The following is a 24,530-nucleotide window of genomic DNA, read 5'->3' as shown; positions in this document are numbered from 1 at the left end:
ACCCTATTTTGCCCAACTATCTATGAAACTAAAAGATATCAAAATAACCATGCTAGGTACAACTGGTGCGGGAAAAACCAGTTACCTTTTGGGAATGTATGCAGCTATGCAAAGTGGGATGAGAGGTTTTACTCTTTCTGCAAAAGATATCGATCTCGATTTGGAATTAACTGAAAGATGGGAACAATTGATCTCTATAGAGGGTGCAGATCGTTGGCCACCTCCAAATGCAGGAGTTGTCGAACATTGTTTCTTTGATTTTAACTATGGTTTTCGCCCCATAATGAGCTTTGAGTGGATTGATTATCGGGGATTAGCTCTCAGCGATCGCTCTAATGAACAGGATGTTCAAGAATTAAGTCAGTATCTTAGCGATTCTGAATGTGTTTTTTTGACTATTTCAGGAGAATATTTACAAAATCAAGTAACTCCTACTACGGTGCGAGAGATTAAAAGCGATCGCATGAATCAATTTTTGCAACAATATATTAGTAATAAGTATCGACCAACTACTAATAAACCTTTTCCAATCGCCATTCTGATTACCAAATACGATCTTTGTCATCATCGCAAAAAAGAAGAAGTTATTGAAGATATCAAAAAACTATTTCAAGCTTTATTTACACCCGATTCAGGATGGTTGGTCATGATCTGTCCTGTCAGTTTGGGCAAAGAATTAGAAGCAGATACAGATAGTGGCATGATTGTACCTGTTAATGTTCATTTACCCGTAGTGTTTGCGGTTTATTCTCAGTTGAGAGCTTATGGTCTAACTATTAAAGGTAGACGGGTTGTATTAACAGAAAATATCGAGAAAAATAAGCAACTCAATCCTGTTTTAAGATGGCTTAAAAGAAGAGAGAAACGGCATCAATTAAATCAATTAGAAATCAGTAATGAAGAAATTAATTTAATTGAAAGCAATATGCAATTACTAGCACAAGAACTGCAACAAGTTTCATTATTTGTTGGTGGCAATGAGGTAACAGCAGAGGTAACAGCAGATGTACAAACATAAATGGGCAGCGATTATTTATGGTCGTAGCTATCACTTAGATTTTCGTTTTATTACAATTCCACAAGATTTTACTACCCAAGAAAAGGATTGGGCTGCTCAATATGTTTTAGCTACTTTTAGCCAAGCCAATAAGCTATCATCTCATCCCCGATGGTCTTTATTTAAAAATGAAACTCACTGTGTAGTAGGCGTTACCTGTATGGTGAGAGATTTATTGGTAAATATGGATCGAGACATAATCGATTTACTTTCTAAGGATAATCGTGGTAGACCCCTATATGTTTTTGTCGGATATGTAACTCAATTAGATCGTAGAAAAGGTTTATTAGATTTTCCGCCCTTCGCAGAACAAAATTTACAAAGTTTTCAAGATTTATATCAATATATTCTAGAAGTATGGTGGGTTGAAGAATACTATAAAGATAGTAAAAAACCAATTTTTAATGACTATCAAAGTCTAGATTTTGAGAATCAAGAAGTTAAAGCTCATGACACCTTAGAACTAGCCCAACAAATTAATCATCAAGAAAAATATCCCTACCAAACTTATTTGTGGCACAATACTTTAGAACAAAAGCATAAACTTTGGATCGCTTCTGCGCTATGCCAAAAATCAATATCAGTATGTTTGGGAGATCAAAGTATCAGAAATATTGTTAACAGTCCTTTTCTTAATCAAACCGCAATTAATGATTCTCCCGAAATAATAGAAGGCTGTGCTATAAAAAAAATAAACAATAGCCATCAAAAATTAGCAACAAAAGCAGCAACATCTCCTAAAGAAAATTTATCCCAGGTAATTAGCAACAAAGTTAAAGGAGATATTGAAGTAACATTGCATCAGGCAACGATGGTGAAAAATAAGGGTTGTAATTTCTTACAAGCATTAGGGTATCTCGCTCCCAGTGATGCCATTAGCGATCGCTCCTTAACAAGCTCCTCTCACAAAGACGGTAATTTTGGCTTTAAAAACAAAGATAATCCTGAAAGCGATCGCAAAAAAAACGAACCGCAAGGCGATCGCACTCAAGAATGGTTTTGACCGTGAGAGAGGGCGACGGCTAGCGGAGCGAACCCGCGCCGACGCAAGGCGCAAGGGAACGCGCTCCGAGCCCTCTCTAATCACGGTGTTGACAGAGATCGCTTATCAGTTACCAGTTACCAGTGATTAGTGGCTCGTTGCTCGTTGCTACTTTATTTGCCTCATTGCTCATAATGAAGCGTCCCATTCTGCTGCTGCATCTTTAACGGCTTGTTCGACAGTTTTTTCTTCTAGCATCGCTGCTTGAAGATTTTCATAAATTACTTTTTGCAATACCTGAAGATTATCCATTGCGGGGATTAATACTTCTGCATCCTGTAATTGCATTGCACTGACTTTTCTAGCTTCTTCTACAGGGGTAATTGTTTCTTGGGTGGATAACTCCTGAATGTATTTTTCTACCGCCTCTTTAGTGGAGGGAAGAACATTAGCAGCTTTGGCAAAAGCTAACTGATTTTCTGTATTAGTGACATACAGTGCGTAGTTTAGTGCTTCTTCAGGTTTATCGGTGTTACGGGGTATGGCTAAATTCATCACTGCAACATTCTTTTTACCTGTTTGACCTGTTATTTGGGGTGCAGTAGCCGAAACCTTAGCTATAGTAGGGGCATTGGTGGCGATCGCTTCTAAGAACTCAGCACCAGAAGATAAAAAGGCGATTTCTCCTCCTTGATAAAGTTCTACTCCATAACGATGTCCTTGGGTTAATACTTCTGGGGGTAACAATTTCTGTTGATACAAATCCACCCAATAGCGAAAAGCAGCGATTCCTTCAGGGGTATTAAAAGCAGCCTTTCCTTCCTCATCTAACAGAGTAACCTCCATCTGTACCAAAGACTCTAACACTTCCCCAGAATCACCAGGAACAAAAGTAACAAAAAAGGCATACTTACCAGTTTTCGCTTTAATCTGTTTAGCTGCGATCGCTAATTTTTCATAGGTTTGGGGTGGCTCAACAATACCAACTTGTTCTAATAGTTGCTGATTATAAATTGTCACCCTAGTAGTCAAGTACCAAGGAATACCAAAAGTAGTAGACTCACAGCTATCATCTTGACAGATTTCCAGACTACTAGCTTGCCAAATCCGAGGCAAATAGGTATCTTTCTGCTGAGGAGAAATCACTTCATCAACATCTAACCAAGCATTACGAGTTGCTAATTGAGAAGCAAAATTAGGATTCAGATTAACGACATCTGGAGCAGTATTAGCAGAGATAGCCGTTAAAATTTTACTTTCCATGGCTGACCAAGGAATATCAACCCAACGAATTGTAGACTCGCGATCTTGTTCAAAATTACTATTTAAACTGGAAAAATATTGAGTAAACTGGGGCTGAAGTTGCATTGTCCAAAACTCCACTTCTTGAGTGTTGGTGTTAGAAGAAGAACCACAGCCTGATAAGACACTCAAAAATAACCCCAAAAAGATTACTAGACTAAACTTTGTTTTCACCACTTGATTTTCCTTACTTTATAAGACAATAACTAAGCTATTAATTGCTACTCAGTTGATGAAGTTTTAAACTATTATCCGTAATTTTAACCATAATTTCTTACATATTAATGATTTTTTTCAGTATATGCACTTATCTTGAATTGCAAATTTAGCAGCTACAATGTCGTACATGGCTGCTTAAGATTAACCCAAATAGTGGCTGTATTTAACTCACAAAATAAACTTTGGCAAGTTAGAAAATATCTCGATCCCGCTTGACGGGACTCCGCCTTAAGTGGACGAAACCTGCTCTGACCGTTGGTAAAATTATCGATCAAACTAAAATTTTGTATCTTATAACCATTAACCATAATTAAAGTAGCAGTTACAAAAATTATTAGTAAAAATTTAATCTATTTAAGTTCGATTATTGAGGATAAATAAATGATAAACAAATTAACTAACTTGTTTGCCAAAAGCAGCGATGTTGTAGGGATTGAAATTAATCCCGAAAAAATTAATATCACTCAAATTGTCAAGCAAGGTCAGCAATATAAACTCCAAAAAAATGTTTCTGCATTAATGCCCGATGGGGTTTATGAAGGCGGTGAAATTGTTGATTCTCTAAGTTTATCAGAACTAATTAAAGACACTTTCCAACAAAATCGTATCTCTGCCAAACAGGTCATTACCGCAGTTCCCATGCGAGAAGCAATCATTCGCATTATTCCTGTTCCAGCCGAATTAGATGAAGAAGAACTAAAAGACATGATTATGGTTCACGAAGCAGGGATGCATTTACCGTATCCCAGAGAAGAAGTAGACCTTGATTATGTCAAATTAGGTTACTTTATGGATGAAGACGGAATCGAAAAAGTAAATGTTTTATTAGTAGCCACTAAAAAAGAAGTTACCGACCTTTATTTAGAGATTTTTGAGCAAGCAGAACTTAAAGTAAAAGTCCTAGAAATTAATAGTTTTGCTCTTATTAGAACTATTAAAGAACAACTCCGACAATTTGGTTCTCAAGAAGCAGTAGTCCTCGTTGATATTGAATTTGACAGTACAGAAATTGCCATTATCGTAGAAGGAGTGCCTCAATTTTCTCGTACTGTACCTATTGGTACTTATCAAATGCAAAATGCTCTTTCTCAAGGAATGGGTAGTCCAGACGAAGATATTGCTTTGCTTCATGAAATTAATTTACTTCCCGATCCTCAAGATGGCGATTCTGAAATTCATACTGGAACATCGGCATTATTAAAAATAGTAGGAGAACTCGCCGATGAATTAGGGCGTTCTATTAATTTCTATCTCAATCAAAGTGATGGTTTAGAAATAGCTCAATTAATTGTTGCTGGACCTGGAGCGAGTATACAACAAATTGATGAATTTTTTACTCAGAGATTAAATTTACCTGCTATGCCAGTAGACCCAATTGCTGCTTTAGCTATTGAAGTGGGTAATAGCGTTCCTCAAGAAGAACGTTCTGGTTTAGGAATTGCTCTCGGTTTAGGTATGCGAGATTTAGCTTAATTTGAGTAATTACGATTATGATATCAAACTCGCGTGTTCCCCCCTTGGATCGGGGCTGTTTTTTGCAGAAATCTCCAACGGAGGTCTTAAATTGACGAGGAAACCTCACGCCCGTTCCCACCTCTGTCCGCTGATATTATCCCATTTATCTCGAATGGGGGAGGCGCGGGGTCGCTCCTCAACACACAAAAAATAAATTTTATCAGGTTAATTTTATGTATCCTTTAGACATTAATTTCCTCAAAGATCGGGGTCTAGATACGTCAACAGAAACAATAACTAAAGCCCCAAAAAAACCAACCCCCATTGCGGAAAAAATTCCTATTTTGGTGGGAGGAATTGTGGCTGTGGTAGCTGTCTTTTCCTCTTGGAACTATGCCAACAGTTTTGAAAGCAAACAAGCTGAAGCCGAAAGTAGAATCCAACAAATAGATGCAGAAATAGCCAAAAGACAAGGGGAAAACAAAAGCCTCGAAGAAATGGAAGCACAAGTCCAAAAAGCCAGAGCAGAAACCAAGGCTTTAGTGGGAGTATTTGAAAGGATTCGTCCTTGGTCTGCTGTTTTACAAGAAATCAGCGATCGCACTCCCCCTGGTGTCCAGGTAAATTCTTTATCTCAAAGTGGTTCAGGTAACGATCTCAAACTACAAATTAGTGGTTCGGCTCGTTCTTTTGATGATGTCAATGACTTTGTCTTATTTTTACAGCGATCGCCATTCTTTGATAAAAAAAAGATTATTTTAGGGAATGTTAATGCTGGTCGTTTACAAATAGATATTACCAACGAAGAAGAACTTCCCGATAACGTTTCTTTCACTATTCCTGAAGGAGTTAGCTACAATATTACCGCCCAATTGAGTAATACTCCTCCTTCTCGCTTAATCAAAGAACTTAATAATAAAGGTTCTATTGGTTTACTAACTCGACTTAAAACTCTTCAAAAAAAAGGAGCTATAACTAAATGACATTTGCTGATGATTTTCTAGAAGAACAAGGTTTGGAAGACGATAACCCTACAGTATTTGGTATTACTTTTACCCCAATGATAATTGGGATTGTTGTAGGTGTTGCTGGTCTTGTAGGTGCTGGCTACATTTACATGAATATGGCTAGTGAGGCGAGAACAAAATATCAAGGAGTAAAATCACAACTTGATGAAAAGCAAGCTCAAATAGACCAGATGAAGCAAGTAGATTTTCCGCAGAAAATGGCGCAAATGAAAGCAGATATAGCAGAACAAAAAGCTCTTAAATCTAGAGTAACTGCTATGTTTACCAGTCAAGAAGATTTGGAAACTTTATTAATCGATCTTAATAGCTTTATTAGTGCTAATCAAGGTGAATTAGTAAAATATAGTCCTGATAGTCAAATCTCTGTTATTAATGATTCTTCTTTGGGTAGCGATGTTAATGGAAAACTAAAACGTAAAGGCTTTTCTCTTGATATTACAGCAACATACAATCAAACTTTGGCTATTCTTCAAGATATTGAAAGATTACAGCCTTTATTAATGATCCAAAATTACAGTTCTAAAGTAAGCGAAAAACCTACAGCAATTTTAACCAGCAATCAGAATGAAATTATTCCTCAAAATGCAGCTATTTTAACTACTAGCTTAAAAATAGACGCGATTTTACCTCGCAGTCAACAAGAGCTAGAAGCAGCCCAAAAAGCTGAAGAGCAGGCTCAAAAAGAGGATCAAAAATAAACATTCATCTCACAATCTACAATTAATCTTATTGACTGAGGCATTATACAGTGAATTATTTAAGTTGGCTAACAGTAAGTACTACAATTCTTTTAACCGCAGCACCTTCTTTTGCAGCATCACAGCAAATTACAGGAGTCGATCTAGAAAATAAAAAACAGGGTTTAGAATTAAAATTAGAACTGAATAACAATGATAATTTTGTTTCTTCTTTTGTTACGGTCGATGGAGGCAAAACTCTCGAAACGACAATTCTCAATACAAAACTCGGTTTAACTCAAAAAGAAGTTTTTCAGCAGTCAAACCCTGCTCCTGGTATCTCGAAAATTACTCTCGATCGAGTTGATAAAGAACATACAAAAATCACTCTAATAAAAGATTCCAGTCTTGCATTAGAACCAGTTATTGAACAGCAGGATTCAGAAATTGTAGTTAGCTTCAATCTAGAAAAAGAAGATAATTCTTTACTACATAAATTTCCTTTCTCTTCTAACATTACTAGCTTTAAAAATAGTATAGCTTCTTTAGTAACAAATAAAAATACTAAAGATGAAGACAAAGTAACTAATAAAGTCACAGATAATAACCAAAATAATGATGTTTTAGTTCCCAACCCTGAGATCATTATTAGCAATCAATCTGATGGTTTAAATAGTAATCTTCAATCAGAGAATTCCTACGACCAACCCTATCTTCCCAGAGCCGTTGCTCCTCCAGTAGGAGACATGGCAGTCTCTAACATTAGTACCTTTCCTGACACTGTTGATTTAGGTTCTAGTGCGGTTGTTCCTCGTTTAGTTCTTAGAGATGCACCAGTTAGAGAAGTACTCTCTCTCTTAGCCAGACAAGCAGGACTAAATATCGTTTTTGCTATTGACGAAGAAGAACAAGGGGGAGATGACGAAAATGCTGTCGAAGGACCTATCGTTTCTCTTGACCTCGAAAATCAAACGGTACAAGAAGTCTTTGACTCTATACTTTTAATTTCCGATCTTACTGCTAGTCGTCGTGGAAATATCATTTATATTGGCGAAAAATTACCCGCTCAAGCTCGTAATTTAATTAGTCGTACTATTAGACTCAATCAAGTCAGAGCCGAAAACGCAGCTTTGTTTTTAGCCAGCCAAGGAGGGCAAGGACAAAGACTAACTACAGAAGTCGAAGAAACTGTCGATCCTGAAACTGGTAGAGTAGTACAGCGTAAAGAACTTCCTGCAACACTAGAAGATTTGGGAGGCGCAGCAGATGATGAAGAAAACAGCACCAGTGCTTTATTACTTCGAGGTCTACAGGTGTCTACAGATGACAGAATGAACTCGATTACTTTAGTTGGGGAACCCCGCAAAGTAGAGATGGCGACTGCCTTTCTCACTCAATTAGATGCTCGTCGTCGCCAAGTAGCTGTAAATATTAAAGTGATTGATGTTAACTTACTCAATCAAGATGTTTTTAACAGCAGTTTCTCTTTTGGGATTGGTGATACTTTTTACACGCAGGATAATGGTTCTGCCGTTCTCAATTTTGGCGATACTAGACCTCCAAGCGAATCGCAAGTCAACTCAAGCCAGTTTTCTCCTGCTGTAGTCCCATTCAACGTTCCAGGAGCAGAGTTAGAACCATTCTTTGATATTCAAGAAGCACCTTATGGCGGTATCGATACTGGTTCTAATGAATTTGTCAATGGTACTAGTCCCTATGCTCGTCCAAACTTTGGAACCTTGGATAATCCTTTTCAGCCTGGAATTATAGATGTTTCTCCTAATATAGAAGACAACACTGTAGAGTATGAATACAGTCTGCCTGGTTTATTCGAATTTCCTAAAAGATTTTTGGCTCAGTTAGAAGCTAGAATCACTAGTGGTAATGCTAAAATTCTTACTGACCCTACTGTAGTGGTACAAGAAGGACAAGAATCAACTGTTAAGCTGACTCAAGACATTATTAAAGGAATTGATAGCAATATTAGTGATAACGGTGTCACTACCAACACTCCTATTTACGATGAAGCTGGTTTAACCGTTACCGTTAATGTAGAAAGAATAGATGATAATGGATTTATTGCCTTATCTGTCAGTCCTACCGTTAGCTCTATCGCTTCACAGCAAGAATTTGATAGTGGAAATGCAATCAACTTAATCAGTCTTTTAAGTCGTAGAGAAGTTAGTTCTGGTTTGATTCGTTTGAGAGATAGTCAGACTCTTATCTTATCTGGGATTATTCAAGACCAAGAACGAGTTGCTGTAACCAAAGTACCCATTTTGGGTGATATTCCTTTATTGGGTTCTTTATTTCGCAGTACAAACAAAACCAATGAAAGAGCAGAAGTTATTGTCTTGCTAACTCCTGAAATTATTGATGAACAGGCTGATTTTGGATACAACTATCAACCTAGTAAAGATACTCGTGAAATGTTGAGAAAAGGTGGGTTGAATTTACCTAATAATCCTGAATAATTCAGTAAACAGTAAACTGTTATCAGTCATATCTAATATTTGCGGTACTTGTTACTTATCTTGTTATAGACACGATGTATCTGGAGACGCGATGTATCACGTCTCTACTGACTATTTCATCATTGAATGACTTTTTTCAGCATTTGCAGATGTTTGTCTATTGGTGCTAATGTATTAGCTGTAATTGCGCCACTGGCTGCAACGGCGGGTAAACCAATACCAGGAAAGGTGGAATCACCACAGCAAAGTAAACCAGGTAAAGGGGTATTTGCTCCAGGAAACAGAGCTTTTCCTGCTTCGATAGCAGGACCATAAGAACCATGATGACGGCGTAAGAAACGACTATGGGTTAGGGGTGTGCCTACTAATTCTACTTCAACGCGATCGCGAATATCGGGTATGATTCTTGATAAGCCTTGCCACATTATTTCGGCGCGGGCTTTTTTTTGTTTTTGATAGGCTTCACTATTGCGTTCTATTCCTTGCCATAATTGGTAAGGTTCGTTACCAGGGGTGTAAACATGAATAACGTGTTTTCCTGATGGTGCAAGGGAAGGATCGAGAACAGAAGGAATTGAGACTACTACTACGTTTTGGGGTGCAGTAACTCCTTGTTGCCAATCGTTAACGATAATGTAGTGACATTGCAAATCTGTGGGTAAACTTGTGGCATCAATACCTAAATGAAGATGCATAAAGCTTTCACATTCGGGAGTGTTGGCTCTTTCTTGAATAAAGCTTTTGGGTAATGCACCATCGGGTAATAGTTTTAAAGTATCCCACACCGAAGCATTAGAAATGACAGCTTTGGTAGCGGTGATTGATTTGCCTCCTTTTAATTTAACTCCTGTTGCACGATTATTTTCCACTACTACTTGTTCTACATGGCTACTAAGTAATAGCTTTCCGTCATATTTTTCTAAACCTCTGACTAAAGCATCTACCAATGCACCACTACCACCTACAGGATAGTCTAAAACCACTCCAGGTTTGTACCACTCAGCAAACATAAATGCCATCTCAGCACCACTCGTACCACTGGCGGGTAAACCAGAGAGTAAGAAACAGAGTAAATCTAACCAATTGCGAATAAATTCATCTTGCACCACCCCATCCATAATGTTGCTAAAAGCACCAGTGAGGCGAATAATATTAGGAGTATGCCATAGTGTAGCAGGTAAATATTGTAAAATAGCGATCGCAACTGCTAAATCGTATCTAATGGCTAAAGGGGGGATTGCATTAACCGCCTCTGCTAATGGTTTCATCGTAGCTTGTAAATTACGCCATTCTCGAACCGCTTGTTCTCCCCGCAAATCTTTTAAAATCGTACAAAAATCATCTGCACCCACCGCAGTATTAAAGTTACCTTCTGGTAACAAGCAACCCCAAATATCATAATTAACCCATGACACATCTTCTTCAATGGCATCCAATACTTGCTTCAAAGGATTAGTGGAGGGAGAATAGGACATCCCTGAATACAAAGAGGGACCCGAATCAAATTTGTAGCCATTTCTTTCAAAGCTATGGGCTGCACCACCAGCTATACTATGACTTTCACATACGGTTACTTTAAAACCATATTTGGCTAGTAACGAAGCACAACACAAGCCACCAATACCGCTACCTATTACTATTACATCCGTCGTCTGTTTTTGTTCTAAACTCATTGATTCCTAGAAAGAATTATCACACAGTTATTTTAACGACTGGTTTAACTTTTATCAGTTATTATTTATCGTTTATTATTTTTTTTATTTCGTAAAGCCCCAAAAGAATTAGAGAAGTAAATAAAGGTAGTAAAAAATAAATTCCCCTATAAGCTAGAAGAGAACCTAAAGCATCTGTAGGTATAATTGGTTGTGGTAGAAAATAGATAATAACCGTTTCAAAAATCCCTAAGCCTCCAGGAACATTACTAATAACTTTGGCGGTAATTGCTAATAAATAAATTCCGAAAAAAGCCCCGTAAGATAAATTACTAGAAGTAGGAAGTAAAACATATAATACGGCAGATGCGATCGCCCAATCTAAGGCAGAAACCATAATTTGAGCTAAAGAAATAGATAAGCGAGGAATTACAAGGGTTTTTCCTTTAAAAGTTAAAGCTATTTTTTGATAAGAACAATAGAGATAAATACTAATTAAAATCAGGAAAATACTACCAAGGGGACGAACTGTTAAAAAACGAATCTGTAAAAATTGAGGAATCGCTACAGGATGAATCATAAAAGTAATTCCCCCCACGGCAAATAATCCCAACCAAAAATTTAAATTACTAAAAGCGATCGTTTTAGCTATAGTTTTCTTGGGTACACGATAATAATTATAAAAATAATAGCGAATACTACCCCCAATTAATAAGGTAAATCCTAGATTATTACAAACAGCATAGCTGATAAAAGTTGTAGTTAAAATCTTTCGGTTTTTTAAGGGATATTCATCCGCCAGAAAAACAATTTTATCGTAATGGGAAATAACAAAATAACCGATAATGGTTAGTAAAATAGCAAGATTTAGTTTGCGCTTAGTAACTGCCGATAAACTAGCATTAATATCGGAAAAACTATATTGACCTAATTCTTGTTTTAAAATCCATAAAAAAACAGCAAAAAATAATATACTAATAATAGGAATACATCTTTTTAATAAAGCTTGTAATTTCATAGATATCAACTTAATCAGTGTTAAAAAATAAACGTTTGTTACTGATGAATTAGATTGCAGGAAGAATATTTATAATTTTGTTACAAAAAGCATTTATTCGTAATAATTACTGATAAAGTCTAATTGTTTGTGTATCATATAATACATTTTACTAAAAATATTTACTGTTAACTAATTACAAGAATTGAGTGTATAATTTTATGGCAAAAGCATAAAAGGTGAGCCAAAATAGCTGCTAGAACAATTAAAGATTAATTATTTTACTCTTTAACTTACAATTAATTTTTATATTCAAATAAAGCTTAATTTGTTGTTTTTATCATTACTTGTAAAAGAAAAAAATAGGGTAAAAGTAATAGCAATGCCCAAAAAAGAAATAAGTCATTATTATTTTTACTTAAAAAGTTTGTAGCGATCTTGATTGCTATTAATGATAAAAATCATCAATAAAATAAAAAATGTCATCTTTGTAAACTGATTGGTTATCGGTGCTAGCTCTGAGTTTAAGACTCCCAGTTCTATAACTGGTATTTTTTAAGTCGTGAGTTTCAGTCTCCGACTTAAAAACACTTCTGACTTCTGACTTCTGACTTCTGACTTCTTGAACGAGGTGTAGTATTAGCAACAATAGTAACAATCGTATTCCGCAGTTTATTTACCACTAACAATTCATGAAATTACAACACAATTTAGCAGGATTAGAAAACCTGGGAAAAATAGATTTCCAAAAAAGAGTCTTTGTTGTTCCCTGGGAAGAAAGAATTTTTGGGATTCATGTGGCGATGATGGCATTGAGTAATCATTTAGAAACCGATTCGTTACCTAATTATTCCCTAAGTACAGTACCTACTTCTTTTAATAGTTTCTGGAGTTGGGGACATTTGCGTCAGGGCGCAGAAGCAATGAATCCTTTTGACTATTTTAAGTTTCGCTATTACGAAAAATGGTTAGGGGGGATTTCTGGCTTTTTTATTGATGAAGGTTACATCACTGAAGAAGAACTAAATACGAAAACTGCACTCTATTTGAAAGATGGCAATTTAGACAACGCACCTTTACCCAATAAACCAGAACCTGCGATCGACGAACAAATAATTAAATATCTGCGAGAGGGAGATTCTCCTCAAAGAGATGTCGCAGTTACTCCTAAATTTGCTGTGGGGGATACCATTCGGGTAAAAGATCTGCCTCCTGGGGAACATACTCGTTTACCAGGAAACCTACGGGGTAAAATCGGCACAATTGATGTGGTTTATGATGCTCCCTACACCTACTTTTTTCCTACTACAGATGGTTTAGGCAAACCAATGCCAGTTTATAACGTCAAATTTGCAGCGAGTGAATTATGGGGAGAAATGGCAGAAGCCAATAATTTTTACTACAACGATTTGTTTGAAACCTATCTGGAAAAGTACGAGGAGTGAAACCAGAAGTCACTAAGTCACCGAGTTCCATTAAGGGGGATAATATTAGGAGTCAGAATAAGTAGTGTGTCCAGTTGAATTTTTTGGGTAATTTAAATTTGAGAGAAACATCTGAGGCTTTGTAAGGTTAATTCATGAATCGATCCTGCAATTACAACCCAACACTTATCTAACAAAGGTTAAGACACTTTTACTTTCCACGATCTGTTTCCTAAATGTGTTGCCCAATTAAGCCAATTAAGTTCTTAGACTATTGACGTATTGCGATCCCAAAAAGGAGAAATTAATATGACTGAATATGACGGTTTTAGTTACGATAGAGAGCGCGAAATTTATAGTGCTGCTCGCGTTCGTGCTTTAGAATCGTTACTCATTGAAAAAGGTATCATCTCTAGCAAAACTGTTAATAAGGTTCTCGACTATTTTGAGACAGAAATGGGCCCTTTTAACGGTGCGAAAATTGCTGCCAAAGCTTGGGTCGATCCTGAATTTAAAGCCAGACTGCTGAAAGATTGCAATACTGCGATCGCTGAAATGGATTTGCCCCTGGGAATGTCGGGCGCAGAAGGGGAACACATGAAAATAGTCGAAAATACCCCTCAAGTTCACAATTTAGTTATTTGTACCCTTTGTTCTTGCTATCCTTGGCCCACCCTAGGGTTACCGCCCTATTGGTATAAAGACCCTACTTTTCGCGCCAGAGCAGCTAGAGAGCCAAGAGCCGTCTTAAAAGAATTTGGAGTTGAGTTAGCTGAAGATGTGGAAATTCGTCTCTGGGACAGTAGCGCACAGATTCGTTGGTTTGTTTTACCCCAAAGACCCTCTGGTACAGAAGGTATGAGTGAGGCGGAATTAGCTACCCTGCTGACACCAGAAGCCATGATGGGTGTCGCTTTAGTAGAATCACCGACCGCTTAAGTAAAGGATGAAGGATGAATGATGAAGGATGAGGGATGAATGATGAATGATGAAGGATGAAGTTGAAGGGAAAAGATTTAATTATTGAGTTTACCTATCATTTTTTGATTGAAAGAGCATTTTAATAATCGATAAATAACGATCTAGAACATAAGGACAAAAAACTAAATGCAACTTAGATTTGAACACTTTGCAGCCACTAGCTTAATGGGTAGCGAAGAATCTCCCCCTAGAAGTAATGGTGAATTAAAATTCGATCGCGATTGGGAAAGTTTGGCTTTTGGCATTGCACTGGCTCTAGCGAAAAAAGGACATTATGAATGGGAAGATTTTCGCCAAGAATTAATAGCTGCGATCGCTGAATGGGAATCACAACACGATCTCACCGATGCTAGTTGGGATTATTATCAGCGTTGGCTGATTGCTCTAGAGCGGATGGCAATTGAATCGGAATTGATTGACGAAACAGAATTGGAACAACGCACCGCAGAATTACTAAATTGCCAACAAAATGAGAAGAAGTAAAAGACTGACTAAAATACCTGTAACTGTCTTAACAGGGTATCTAGGAGCAGGTAAAACCACCTTACTCAATCACATCTTGACTCAAGAACACGGTCAAAAAATTGCCGTTATTGTTAATGAGTTTGGCGAAATTGGCATCGATAATAAGTTAGTTATTGATGCTGACGAAGAAATTTTAGAGATGAATAATGGTTGTATTTGTTGTACTGTCAGAGGAGATTTGATCCGCTTAATTGGTAAGCTAATGGCACAAAGAGATAGATTCGATCGCCTGGTAATCGAAACCACTGGATTAGCCGATCCTGCTCCTGTAATTCAATCTTTCTTTGTCGATGAAATTTTATATCAGCAGACAGAATTAGACGCGATCGTTACGGTAGTTGATGTTAAACATATTCAAAAGCATTGGTCAAGTAGCGAGGCACAAGAACAAATTGCCTTTGCAGATATTATTTTACTCAACAAAACCGATTTAATTACATCCGAACAATTAGAGGAATTAGCAACTAAAATTCGTGGTTTAAATGCGATCGCAAAAATTTACCCAACCCAAAATTGTAATATCGATCTCGACAAATTATTAGGAGTTCAAGCTTTTAGTTTACAAAACGCACTCAAAATCGATCCTGAATTTCTCGATGAAGACGCACACGAACACGATGAATCAGTGTTTTCAATTGCGATTAGTCAAACAGGTATCGTCGATGGTGATAAACTGAATCGCTGGCTTTATCAGTTGGTACAGGCGATTGGACAGGATATTTTCCGCATGAAAGGTATTCTCAATGTAGATGATGAAGATCGAAGGTTTGTGTTTCAGGGAGTACACATGACACTAGATGGTAGACCAGGAAAGCCTTGGAATCCCCAAGAAGATCGTATTAACGAATTGGTTTTTATTGGGCGCAATCTGAATCAGATGCAGCTTAAAGAAGGATTTCTCTCTTGTTTAGTGTAATTTATGCAAGTAAAAGAAAATGAAAAAACAATATTCTAATCAAATTGTTTCTAAAGCATCAATAATTAATTGCTTTCTGGGGTTTATGCTTACTACCTTTACCTACTTTGGCTCATTATGGTCTTGATTGCAGACTTCCTGCTAAGGCAAACGCATACTCAACCAGTTATCCTTTAGTAAGCTAAGCATTATCCCATTCAGCGATTCTCTCAATTGGTTTATTTTCTCCTATTTTTATCCTTCAAATCAAGCTTGACTGACCAGTAGTTAAGAAAACCCAGTTTCATTTTGAAAAGCAAAGTTGTCTTCACTAAATTCTGGTAAAGCATTGAGAGCATCATCACCATTAAGAGTATTAATATTTCCTAAAATAGAGATGTCTGCCGTGCCAACACCCAAATCTTCGGAGTAAACTAAACGGTTGATTTGTAAGTTCTCGTTAAAGTAGACAAATGCACCTGCATCTTGAGCAACCCCAGTTTCAGCGATCGCGCTAGCTGCTGCTCCTGCATTGGCAAATCCATCTTGAACCACCACTACATTGGCATCAGTAACACCTTGAGCTAAGCCAGTTAACTCGTCTATCGTACCGTTGACCAACTCCACAGAACCTTCAATATTGAAGTCTTGAGCATCAATCACAAACAGATCGTCTGCAATGGTAAAGTCATCTAACTCATAGGGTTGATTTACTACTTGACGCACATCATCATCAGCTATCACGTTCTGATCTCCTTTGAAAGGATCGTCGTCAAAGACAAAACTATCAGAGCCTTGACCACCAACTAGAGTATCTAAACCATTACTACCATTGAGAGTGTCATCTCCTGCGCCACCATCAGCCATGATTGAGACATTAGTTAGACTAGCATCAAAAAGGTCATTACCTTCTCCACCTTCAAAAGTGACTAGCTCCACATCTGTATTGGATAAGTCTCCAACGGTGAACATATCGTTACCACCTTCTCCTTCTACTTCAAATACTTCAGAAGTATCTACAGTGAGGGTAAATTGACCTAAATTAACGCGGTCGAAGATTGCTCGCTCTCCATCTTGTTGTAAGACAAATTCATCACCTTCTAAGAGAGAGCCTTCTACTTCAATGGTGTCGGTTCCTTCACCACCACTCATCAGATCGCTCCCATCACCATCATCCCATTCCAAGGTGTCATTGCCTTGACCACCAATCATGGTGTCGTCTCCTTGCTCTCCTTCTATTTCGTCATTTCCTGCTCCTCCAGAAAGAGTGTCATTAGCAGTACCAGCAATCAGAGTATCGTTACCCATTCCTCCTTCACTGATAATCTGAGTTGTTGTTTCTTCAGCATCGAGTAAATCATTGCCATCTCCACCGTTGAAGACGACTTGTCTGACATCAGTACCAGTCAAATCTTGAACAGTCAGAGTATCATCTCCACCAAGACCATTGACTTCAAATTGCTCTACATCATTCACATCAAGCTCGAAGTTAACTAAGTTGAGTCTTTCAAACTCAGCACGATGACCATTAGCTCTTAATTCAAAATTATCTCCGTCTTCCACAGCACCGTTAACTTGTACCGTATCATAACCAAAACCGCCTTCGATAATGTCACTACCATCGCCATTATTCCAGACTAGAAGGTCATTTCCCGCTCCTCCGATCATAAGATCGCTACCTGTATCACCAATGAGAGTATCGTTCCCATTATCACCTCGTAGAGTATCGTTTCCCGATCCTCCGCTAAGAGAGTCTTCGTCTTTTCCTCCTCTGACTCGATCGTCACCACCAGCAGCGAACACAGTGTCATTACCAAGACGAGTTTTGATCACGTCATTATTATCAGTTCCATTAATAAGATCGTCACCAGTTCCACCGTTAAAAATAGCCATAGTTTTGGTTCCTGATTAATTTGATTTATTTGATTAAGCTTACGATTCTTCAGTTATAAATATGCAAAATAAGGTTGTAATCGTTCATTCCCCCAAAAAAAATCAAGGGAAAAAACGAGTAAGACAAAAATTTGTCGAATTAGGAATTGATTCTGCTTTGAATCGAAAATCTCCATGCACACCAAAATTCCGAAAATTAGATGGAAATGGGTAAGTGCCTTTGTTAGCGATCGCCTGTAGAGACTCACCTCAAGGGAGTGAAAGATGGACTTTGAGAATGTTAGCCGACAGAATGGTGGAATTAAATTATGTTGAGAGCATATCTCATGAAACAGTACGTCAGACTCCAATACCGTTCGGTTAAGCCCCCCAGCCCCCAACTTTGAGGGAGTTATATTTGTGAAAGTCCCCCAGGATTGGGGGATTTAGGGGGCGGACAAAATAACTTGAGATACTAACCGAACAGTATTGCGTCAGACTCTCAAAAAAATGAAATAAAACCCGTTCTTAAAAAGGGACTGGAAATAATATGCTTGATATCAAAATCAGTCAGATAATCTATTAGTGAGATCGCTTGCTGTTTTCCGAGTTTGGTTAATGGTGCGTCTGATTCTTGCCCTGTAGCTTGGCAATGCCGAACTAGATAAAATTCTCGTTTCATTATCTATGAAGTTATTAAATTACTGACTACCCATTACCTGATTTAACCTTCACTAAACCATAAACCAAAACATAAACACAAGGAATAATAAATAAAGTTAGCAAGGTTGCTAAAGCCAATCCAGAAAACACCACCACACCTAAAGGCTGCAAAAATTCCGAACCTTGTCCTACTCCCAAAGCTAAAGGAAACATTCCTAATACAGTAGTGATAGTAGTCATTAAAATAGGTCTTAACCTGCTAGTAGCTGCTGTGATAATGGCATTTTTCCGAGAGCAGTTTTGTTCGTGATATATTTGATTAGCCTTTTCTAGCATGACGATCGCATTATTCACTACAATACCTACTAGTAAGACTGCCCCTACTAACACTGTGGCACCTACGGCGGTTTGAGTAACATAAAGTCCTAAAATACCTCCTGCTAATGCTAAAGGTACAGTAAGTAAAATAACTAAAGGATCGATTAGGGAATTATACTGTACCGCCATCACCACAAATACGAGAAATACAGCTAAACCCCCTAGTATTTTTAAAGCTGATTGCAATTCCTTACTGGATGCTTCTGCGTAACTGGGTAAAACAACCACTCCTTCTGGTAAATCAATATCTGCCAAAATAGTTTTTAATTCAGCAATTGCATCACTGAGGTTGGCATCTTCATTGAGACTTCCCTCCATAATATAAACCGATCGCTGATTGATGCGTTGAATTTCTCCTGGTGCTTCTCCAAAAGTTAAATTTGCCACATCTCTCAGTTGTATTGCACCGTTATCACTGGTAAGTAAGGGTAATCTCTCTAAAGCAGCAATACTTTGACGCGAATCGGGGTCTAACTGTACTCTAATATCGATTAAACGCTGCTCTCTTTGCAGTTGAGTGGGAATAGCACCAGCGATCGCTCTTTGTACTGTAATTCCTAAATCTTCCACTGTTAAACCAACATCTGCTAGTTTTTCTCGATCAGGTATGATTTGAATTTCTGGTTGTCTAGGGTCGGTATTGGGGCGAAAACTGGCTAAAATAGCTTTTTCTTCGAGTATTTTTTGTATTTTCTCTCCTGTACTTTCTAATAAGCTAATATCTGTCCCTTGTAAAACTAAATCGATCTCTCCACCCACAGGAGAATTACTTAAAGTTAACCCCCGCACCCTTTGAGGAAATACCCGTAGGGTTGTATCTACTAAATTGAGTTGTTGAAATTCTGTTTGAATTTTAGTGATAAAACTTTCTAAGTCTGTATTGGGTTTTAAAGTAATATTACTGGAGCTACGTAATAAATTTTCAATAGTTGTATTGCCAAAAATAAAACCCCCCTTAGTAGTAAAAGTATATTCGGTTTCTTGTTGATTCAGTATTATCTCGTCTACTGCTTCCATGATTCTTTTATTAGTAGCTAAATTTGTACCAGGAGGAAAGCTAGCAAACATGAATGCTTGACCAGTATTGATGCGGGGTAAAATCTCTTGAGATAGTTGCTGATACATCCCGTAACTGCTACCAGCTAACCCCAAAAATACTAAAATAAGCACAAATATGCGATAACTAACTATCTTTTGTAGAATACGCCGATAAATATTAGTTAGACCCCTAAATCCTTTTTCAAACCAAATTAAAAACGGTAACTTGTTAACTTTACTCGATTGGGGAATTGCTAATAAACGAGAAGTTAACATCGGTACAACTGTCACCGCTAAAAGAAGAGATGCAGCGATCGCAAAACTAATAGTCAGAATTAATTCGCGAAATAAGAGAGAAAATAAACCGCCTACTAGCAAAAAAGGCAATACTGCTACTAAATTCGTGGCAGTAGAAGCAATTAACGCCGATTCCACCTCTTCACTTGCTCTTATCGATTGCTGTAAAATATTTGCTTTCTGCGAATATTGTTGATTGTTTCCGTCTCCTATTTCTTTGTGAAGATGTCTCGTCGAAACGTCTCTATCATCATCATCAATTTCATCAATGCGTTGCGAAATATTCTCCAGCATCACGATAGAATTATCTACCACAATACCCACCCCTAAAGCCAAACCACCCAAACTAAAGATATTGATCGATAAACCAAATAACTTCATGCAAATAATTGCAGCCAGAGTCGCTAAAGGTATCGCCGTCACAATAATAAAAGTCTGACGTAGTGAACCCAAAAACAAAAAAACTGCGATCGCTGATAAAAGAGTTCCCGTGATACCAGCGATCGCTACATTAGTGATAGAGTTAATAATAAACTGGGATTCATCTTTGGTAACCAACAGTTGCATATCATCAGGAATTAACCCCGACTCTCGTAACTGAGTTAACCTATTTTCAAGTTCTTGAATTACCGTAACCGTATTGGCATCTGGTTGTTTTTCAATACTGACTTTAACCGCAGGTTGTCCATTTAAAGTGACAAATACCCTTTGTTCGGCATCACCATCAGTTAATGTCGCAACATTTCTCATATAAACTCGATTATTCTCTCCCACATCAAGAGATAAATTAGCAATCTCCTCTACAGAATTAAACCTTCCCAAAGTGCGAATTAAAGGCTCTCCCAATACCTCTTGTAACCTTCCCCCTGCCACATCGCGATCGCTTTGAGTTAAAGTATCAATTACGTTATCAAAACCAATTCCTAACGCCTGTAACCTTTCTAAATCTACCTCTAACTTAATTTCTTCGGTAACCCCTCCCGATATATCTACCGCAGCTACTCCAGGAATTACATTTAATTCTCGACTCAATTCTTCATCGGCAAACACCCGTAACTTACCATCTTCTAAAGACTCTGATTCCAACGCAAACTCATAGATCGGTAGTTGGGAAGGTGCAAACTTAAACAAACGCGACTCGGTAACTAAATCTGGTAAACGATCTTGGTTGCGATTAAAAGTAGCTGTAGCATCGGTTAAAGCGCGATCTAAATTACTCCCTGGAGGAAAATATAAATCAAGCCTTGCCGATCCGTCTCTGGTGGTAGAGTAAATTTGTGTGACCCCTTCGGTTGCACTTAACGCTTCTTCCAGAGGTTTGGTAATCTCCTCTAAAACAACTTCTGGACTTACCCCAGGCGCAGTTACATTCACCCCAATACGGGGATAAGTAATTGCAGGTAATAAATCTACCTGTAAGCGAAACAAAAAAAACACACCAACCACAACTATTGCTAAAGTCAGCATTAAGGTACCGATATGACGGCGAATGGCGATCTCACTGAAGGTGAGGCGCGTTGCGGACAGCGAAGCTGGCGCGTGCGCGTGCGCGCTAATTGAATTATTAGGAAGAGTCATTAATTAAGTAAGGGGTAATAAAATGGGTTATCTCTTTTTGATAAGTAGCAATGGTGTATTTTCTTTTGTATCTTTTCACTGACTACTGGCTGAGGATTCTCGATCGATCTTAGAAAATATTGACTCTTAATGGAAATAGTAAGAACATTCTCAATACAAATAGGAATTATTTATATTTGTCTATGAAACTGTAGTGATTGAAAGCCATAATACCTCATCTTTCATCCTTCATTTATTGGCTATCTTTCGTTAATTTTGTGCTCAAACTAAAGCTAATATCGCCATTTCTTTCCAAACAGGCTCGATCTACCTGTTCTAATCGATCTATCTGGCATTTGAGACGTAAAGTAGATTCTAAATCTTGCTTTGTTATGTGAGAAACCGCCATTGTCTTAAGACAAAGCTGCCCATCCCGAATCAATATAAGCGATCGCCCCTTAATTTTATTTTCAAATTGAGTAAAGTGAAAAGCAAAAGCAGAAAATAGCCAATGCATTGCTACTAAGACAAATCCTGCAAAAATAGTGGCAAAAAAAGCCGAACCTCCATTAATAGCGCGACTCAGAGTAGAACCAAAAATAATACTGAGAATGACATCAAAAGCAGCATATTTGCCGATAAAACGGCGATCGCCTACTATTCTCACCATGATTAATGCAGCGACATAGATAATGGCTGCTCTCAATCCCATCTGCCAAAAATTTAACTGTTGAGCATCTAGCCCTAAAGCTAAATTGGCTATTTGTTTTAACGAGGGAATCATTATTATCGATGAATATTTCCTCAATGATAGTGGATAGATACTTGAGGTTTATTGTTTCATGTTCGGTTTTCTTTACTTAACCGAACCTTAAATTTAAGACGATTAAAATATCATCTCAAATTCAAAAGATTGTCACAAAAAAGTCATATCGTCCATCTAAATTAGAAATATCAGAAATAGCAAGACAGAAAATACTAAAACTATCTAGCAGAACCAATTAAAGATGTTTAGCGATCTTTAATCTATTAAAAAAACATAAATCTTCTTAAGCAGTTACAAACAATAAAAAATACTATGGAAAAAAAACAATCAGTAATCTGGAACAAAGCAACAACCTCTTTATCTTTAGTTCTTTTAGGCGGTGGTTTAGCTTTGGGTGGAAACTACTTAATGAGTGGCTCTCAAAGTATTGCCAAAGACACCACAGGAATCACTTCAACCGTTGAAAACACTTCTGAATCAGAAATAGCAATTGCTGTTCCTCAAAACTACGTTAGCGATGTAGTGAATCAAGTAGGTGATTCGGTAGTGCGGATCGATGCTTCTCGCACCGTCTCAACTAACGTTCCTGAGATGTTTAACGATCCTTTTTCCCGTAAGTTTTTTGGTTCGCAAATGCCCAATATTCCTAACGAAAGAACTCGAAGAGGTTTAGGTTCGGGATTTGTGGTCAGTTCTGATGGTTTAATTCTGACTAATGCTCATGTAGTAGACGGTAGCGATCGGGTTACAGTTACTCTCAAAGATGGTAGCACCCATGAAGGGAAAGTAATGGGAACAGATTCTTTTACCGATCTAGCAGTCATTAAAATCGAAGCCGAAGACTTACCAGCCGTCAACTTTGCTGATTCAGAAGAGTTACAACCAGGAGAATGGGCGATCGCTATTGGTAATCCTTTAGGCTTAGATAATACCGTAACCACGGGTATCGTTAGTGCAACAGGTAGAAGCAGCGCGCAAGTGGGCGTAGCAGACAAACGAATCAGCTTTATTCAAACCGATGCTGCAATTAATCCTGGTAACTCTGGAGGCCCATTACTCAACGCTCAAGGAGAAGTTATTGGTATCAACACCGCCATCATTCAAAACGCTCAAGGTATCGGTTTTGCCATTCCGATTAATGCAGCCAGAGATGTTGCTGAAGAACTAATAGCCAAGGGAAAAGTAGACCATTCTTTCTTAGGTATTCAAATGGCGCAGCTTTCTCCAGAAATCAAACAGCAGTTGAAAAGCCAGATAAATTTGGAAGTAAATGTAGATGAGGGAGTTTTAATTGTCGATGTTGTTCCTAACTCTCCAGCAGATCGAGCAGGATTGAGAACTGGCGATATTATTCAAGAAATCGCCGATCGAACCATCACTAAAAGCGAAGAAGTACAACAAGCAGTAGCAAAAACTGATGTCGGCGAACAGCTTGCTCTTGGTTTGCAACGAGACGGTAGACGAATAGATACTGAAGTCGAAATTGGAGTACTTCCTCAACCTCAAGAACCCAACAGCTAGTATTTGATTAATTTTATAATTTTCCTCACACAATACAGGCGATAAGTAAGGCTATGTCCGAAGCTTATCGCTTTTTTTCATTAAATTAAGAGGTGATAAACAAGAATCAATCTTTTTCACTTGTACCCTTTCACTTTAATAGTTCCCCAGTCGTAATAACCGTGGCAAACTCTTGATGTAAATTAGCCAAAGAGACATCGTGTATTTCTTCGGCTGAATATAGTTTTCCGTCTGCTCCTTTTCTGTTGAATGTCGCTGTGGCATCTGAGACAACAAAGGTCTGAAAGCCTAAGTTACCAGCCATCCTTGCTGTTGTTGAAATACAATGATTAGTTGTTAAACCGACAATTACCAAAGAATCAATTGCTTGTTCTTGTAAATGCTTTTCTAATTGAGTTCCAATAAAAGCACTATTTACGTTTTTTTGTATTATTATTTCGTCTTGTTGCGGACAAATAATCTCTTTAAATTCACAGCCAGGCTGATTTGGTCTTAAAGGGGAATCTGATTTAATAGATAGATGCTGGATATGAATGATTGGGTTATTCAAATGTCGCCAATGTTGAAGTATTTTGTAGATATTCTCTTCGGCATGGGGATTATTTCTTTGTCCCCATTTTGGATCGTCAAACCCTACCTGAACATCTACGATTAATAGGGCTGTGTTGTCTGGCAATTTTTCCATTCTATTGTGTCAACTAAATTTAAGACATCAAGCTCAACATTTAGTTTAATGCTGAAATTGAACGAATAGTTTATTGATAAGCCCT

19 protein-coding genes are annotated in these 24,530 nt (G+C 37.7%); 11 read left to right on the top strand and 8 right to left on the bottom strand.

The window, feature by feature from the left end:
- On the top strand, nt 1–1,018 hold a 1,018-nt coding region (locus H1P_RS15465; protein ID WP_246141721.1), incomplete at its 5' end, for a hypothetical protein.
- Nucleotides 1,005–2,060 carry a hypothetical protein gene (locus H1P_RS15460; protein ID WP_144868703.1) on the top strand — a complete coding sequence of 352 codons (1,056 nt, stop codon included), beginning with the start codon at nt 1,005–1,007 and terminating at the stop codon, nt 2,058–2,060. The genes H1P_RS15465 and H1P_RS15460, both read left to right, overlap by 14 nt.
- Nucleotides 2,061–2,228: 168 nt before the next feature.
- Here the strand turns inward: H1P_RS15460 and H1P_RS15455 are convergent, their stop codons facing one another.
- Nucleotides 2,229–3,515 (bottom strand): ABC transporter substrate-binding protein, encoded by a 1,287-nt coding sequence (locus H1P_RS15455; RefSeq protein ID WP_246141719.1) that lies wholly within the window; start codon nt 3,513–3,515, stop codon nt 2,229–2,231.
- A gap of 426 nt (nt 3,516–3,941) precedes the next feature.
- Between H1P_RS15455 and pilM the strand changes: the two genes are divergently transcribed.
- The 4 genes from pilM to H1P_RS15435 all read left to right on the top strand — a co-directional run bounded on the left by pilM (nt 3,942) and on the right by H1P_RS15435 (nt 9,194).
- On the top strand, nt 3,942–5,033 hold the full coding sequence (gene pilM, locus H1P_RS15450) for a type IV pilus assembly protein PilM (RefSeq protein ID WP_144868700.1): 1,092 nt from the start codon (nt 3,942–3,944) through the stop codon (nt 5,031–5,033).
- A gap of 215 nt (nt 5,034–5,248) precedes the next feature.
- Nucleotides 5,249–5,998, top strand: a complete 750-nt coding sequence (locus H1P_RS15445; protein WP_144868697.1) for a PilN domain-containing protein — start codon at nt 5,249–5,251, stop codon at nt 5,996–5,998.
- Entirely contained in the window at nt 5,995–6,741 is a 747-nt protein-coding gene (locus H1P_RS15440) for a type II and III secretion system protein (RefSeq protein WP_144868694.1), read from the top strand. Before H1P_RS15445 ends, H1P_RS15440 begins: the two co-directional genes overlap by 4 nt.
- A 50-nt stretch (nt 6,742–6,791) precedes the next feature.
- On the top strand, nt 6,792–9,194 hold the full coding sequence (locus H1P_RS15435; protein WP_246141718.1) for a secretin N-terminal domain-containing protein: 2,403 nt from the start codon (nt 6,792–6,794) through the stop codon (nt 9,192–9,194).
- A 119-nt stretch (nt 9,195–9,313) separates the two neighbouring features.
- Here H1P_RS15435 and H1P_RS15430 read toward each other — a convergent pair whose 3' ends face one another.
- The gene (locus H1P_RS15430; protein ID WP_144868689.1) at nt 9,314–10,867 is read right to left on the bottom strand and encodes a phytoene desaturase family protein; all 1,554 of its coding nucleotides are present in this window, start codon (nt 10,865–10,867) and stop codon (nt 9,314–9,316) included.
- 61 nt (nt 10,868–10,928) lie between these two features.
- Nucleotides 10,929–11,864, bottom strand: coding sequence for a lysylphosphatidylglycerol synthase domain-containing protein (locus H1P_RS15425; protein WP_144868686.1), 936 nt, complete (start codon nt 11,862–11,864; stop codon nt 10,929–10,931).
- Between the two features lie 671 nt (nt 11,865–12,535).
- Between H1P_RS15425 and nthB the strand changes: the two genes are divergently transcribed.
- The 4 genes from nthB (at nt 12,536) to H1P_RS15405 (ending at nt 15,689) form a co-directional block, all read left to right on the top strand.
- Nucleotides 12,536–13,288, top strand: a complete 753-nt coding sequence (gene nthB / locus H1P_RS15420) for a nitrile hydratase subunit beta (protein ID WP_144868683.1) — start codon at nt 12,536–12,538, stop codon at nt 13,286–13,288.
- A gap of 288 nt (nt 13,289–13,576) precedes the next feature.
- The gene (gene nthA, locus H1P_RS15415) at nt 13,577–14,206 is read left to right on the top strand and encodes a nitrile hydratase subunit alpha (RefSeq protein ID WP_144868680.1); all 630 of its coding nucleotides are present in this window, start codon (nt 13,577–13,579) and stop codon (nt 14,204–14,206) included.
- Between the two features lie 168 nt (nt 14,207–14,374).
- Complete coding sequence (locus H1P_RS15410; RefSeq protein ID WP_144868677.1) at nt 14,375–14,731, top strand: nitrile hydratase accessory protein; 357 nt, start codon at nt 14,375–14,377, stop codon at nt 14,729–14,731.
- A complete protein-coding gene (locus H1P_RS15405) occupies nt 14,718–15,689 on the top strand; it encodes a CobW family GTP-binding protein (protein ID WP_144868674.1) in 972 nt (323 codons plus the stop codon). Before H1P_RS15410 ends, H1P_RS15405 begins: the two co-directional genes overlap by 14 nt.
- Before the next feature lie 267 nt (nt 15,690–15,956).
- Here the strand turns inward: H1P_RS15405 and H1P_RS15400 are convergent, their stop codons facing one another.
- The 4 genes from H1P_RS15400 to H1P_RS15380 form a co-directional block, all read right to left on the bottom strand.
- A complete protein-coding gene (locus tag H1P_RS15400; protein WP_144868712.1) occupies nt 15,957–17,561 on the bottom strand; it encodes a calcium-binding protein in 1,605 nt (534 codons plus the stop codon).
- A 481-nt stretch (nt 17,562–18,042) separates the two neighbouring features.
- A complete protein-coding gene (locus H1P_RS15390) occupies nt 18,043–18,222 on the bottom strand; it encodes a histidine phosphatase family protein (RefSeq protein WP_144868668.1) in 180 nt (59 codons plus the stop codon).
- A gap of 26 nt (nt 18,223–18,248) precedes the next feature.
- Nucleotides 18,249–21,494 carry an efflux RND transporter permease subunit gene (locus H1P_RS15385; RefSeq protein WP_144868664.1) on the bottom strand — a complete coding sequence of 1,082 codons (3,246 nt, stop codon included), beginning with the start codon at nt 21,492–21,494 and terminating at the stop codon, nt 18,249–18,251.
- Between the two features lie 232 nt (nt 21,495–21,726).
- Entirely contained in the window at nt 21,727–22,257 is a 531-nt protein-coding gene (locus H1P_RS15380) for a DUF421 domain-containing protein (protein ID WP_144868661.1), read from the bottom strand.
- Nucleotides 22,258–22,551: 294 nt separating this feature from the next.
- Here H1P_RS15380 and H1P_RS15375 point away from each other — a divergent pair, with 294 nt between their 5' ends.
- A complete protein-coding gene (locus H1P_RS15375) occupies nt 22,552–23,760 on the top strand; it encodes an HhoA/HhoB/HtrA family serine endopeptidase (protein ID WP_144868658.1) in 1,209 nt (402 codons plus the stop codon).
- Between the two features lie 130 nt (nt 23,761–23,890).
- Here the strand turns inward: H1P_RS15375 and H1P_RS15370 are convergent, their stop codons facing one another.
- Nucleotides 23,891–24,445: a cysteine hydrolase family protein gene (locus H1P_RS15370; protein ID WP_186375986.1), complete on the bottom strand. Its 555-nt coding sequence runs from the start codon at nt 24,443–24,445 to the stop codon at nt 23,891–23,893.
- Between the last annotated feature and the right edge of the window lie 85 nt (nt 24,446–24,530).

The sequence above is a fragment of the Hyella patelloides LEGE 07179 genome (assembly GCF_900659865.1).
GTDB lineage: Bacteria > Cyanobacteriota > Cyanobacteriia > Cyanobacteriales > Xenococcaceae > Hyella > Hyella patelloides.
This window is presented reverse-complemented; position numbering and strand designations above follow the sequence as displayed.

Bases quoted from the DNA above. Each gene is read 5' to 3' on its own strand.
- H1P_RS15460 (WP_144868703.1), top strand. From the start codon at position 1,005: ATGTACAAACATAAATGGGCAGCGATTATTTATGGTCGTAGCTATCAC.
- pilM (WP_144868700.1), top strand. From the start codon at position 3,942: ATGATAAACAAATTAACTAACTTGTTTGCCAAAAGCAGCGATGTTGTA.
- H1P_RS15445 (WP_144868697.1), top strand. From the start codon at position 5,249: ATGTATCCTTTAGACATTAATTTCCTCAAAGATCGGGGTCTAGATACG.
- H1P_RS15440 (WP_144868694.1), top strand. From the start codon at position 5,995: ATGACATTTGCTGATGATTTTCTAGAAGAACAAGGTTTGGAAGACGAT.
- H1P_RS15430 (WP_144868689.1), bottom strand. From the start codon at position 10,867: ATGAGTTTAGAACAAAAACAGACGACGGATGTAATAGTAATAGGTAGC.
- H1P_RS15425 (WP_144868686.1), bottom strand. From the start codon at position 11,864: ATGAAATTACAAGCTTTATTAAAAAGATGTATTCCTATTATTAGTATA.
- nthB (WP_144868683.1), top strand. From the start codon at position 12,536: ATGAAATTACAACACAATTTAGCAGGATTAGAAAACCTGGGAAAAATA.
- nthA (WP_144868680.1), top strand. From the start codon at position 13,577: ATGACTGAATATGACGGTTTTAGTTACGATAGAGAGCGCGAAATTTAT.
- H1P_RS15410 (WP_144868677.1), top strand. From the start codon at position 14,375: ATGCAACTTAGATTTGAACACTTTGCAGCCACTAGCTTAATGGGTAGC.
- H1P_RS15405 (WP_144868674.1), top strand. From the start codon at position 14,718: ATGAGAAGAAGTAAAAGACTGACTAAAATACCTGTAACTGTCTTAACA.
- H1P_RS15400 (WP_144868712.1), bottom strand. From the start codon at position 17,561: ATGGCTATTTTTAACGGTGGAACTGGTGACGATCTTATTAATGGAACT.
- H1P_RS15390 (WP_144868668.1), bottom strand. From the start codon at position 18,222: ATGAAACGAGAATTTTATCTAGTTCGGCATTGCCAAGCTACAGGGCAA.
- H1P_RS15385 (WP_144868664.1), bottom strand. From the start codon at position 21,494: ATGACTCTTCCTAATAATTCAATTAGCGCGCACGCGCACGCGCCAGCT.
- H1P_RS15380 (WP_144868661.1), bottom strand. From the start codon at position 22,257: ATGATTCCCTCGTTAAAACAAATAGCCAATTTAGCTTTAGGGCTAGAT.
- H1P_RS15375 (WP_144868658.1), top strand. From the start codon at position 22,552: ATGGAAAAAAAACAATCAGTAATCTGGAACAAAGCAACAACCTCTTTA.
- H1P_RS15370 (WP_186375986.1), bottom strand. From the start codon at position 24,445: ATGGAAAAATTGCCAGACAACACAGCCCTATTAATCGTAGATGTTCAG.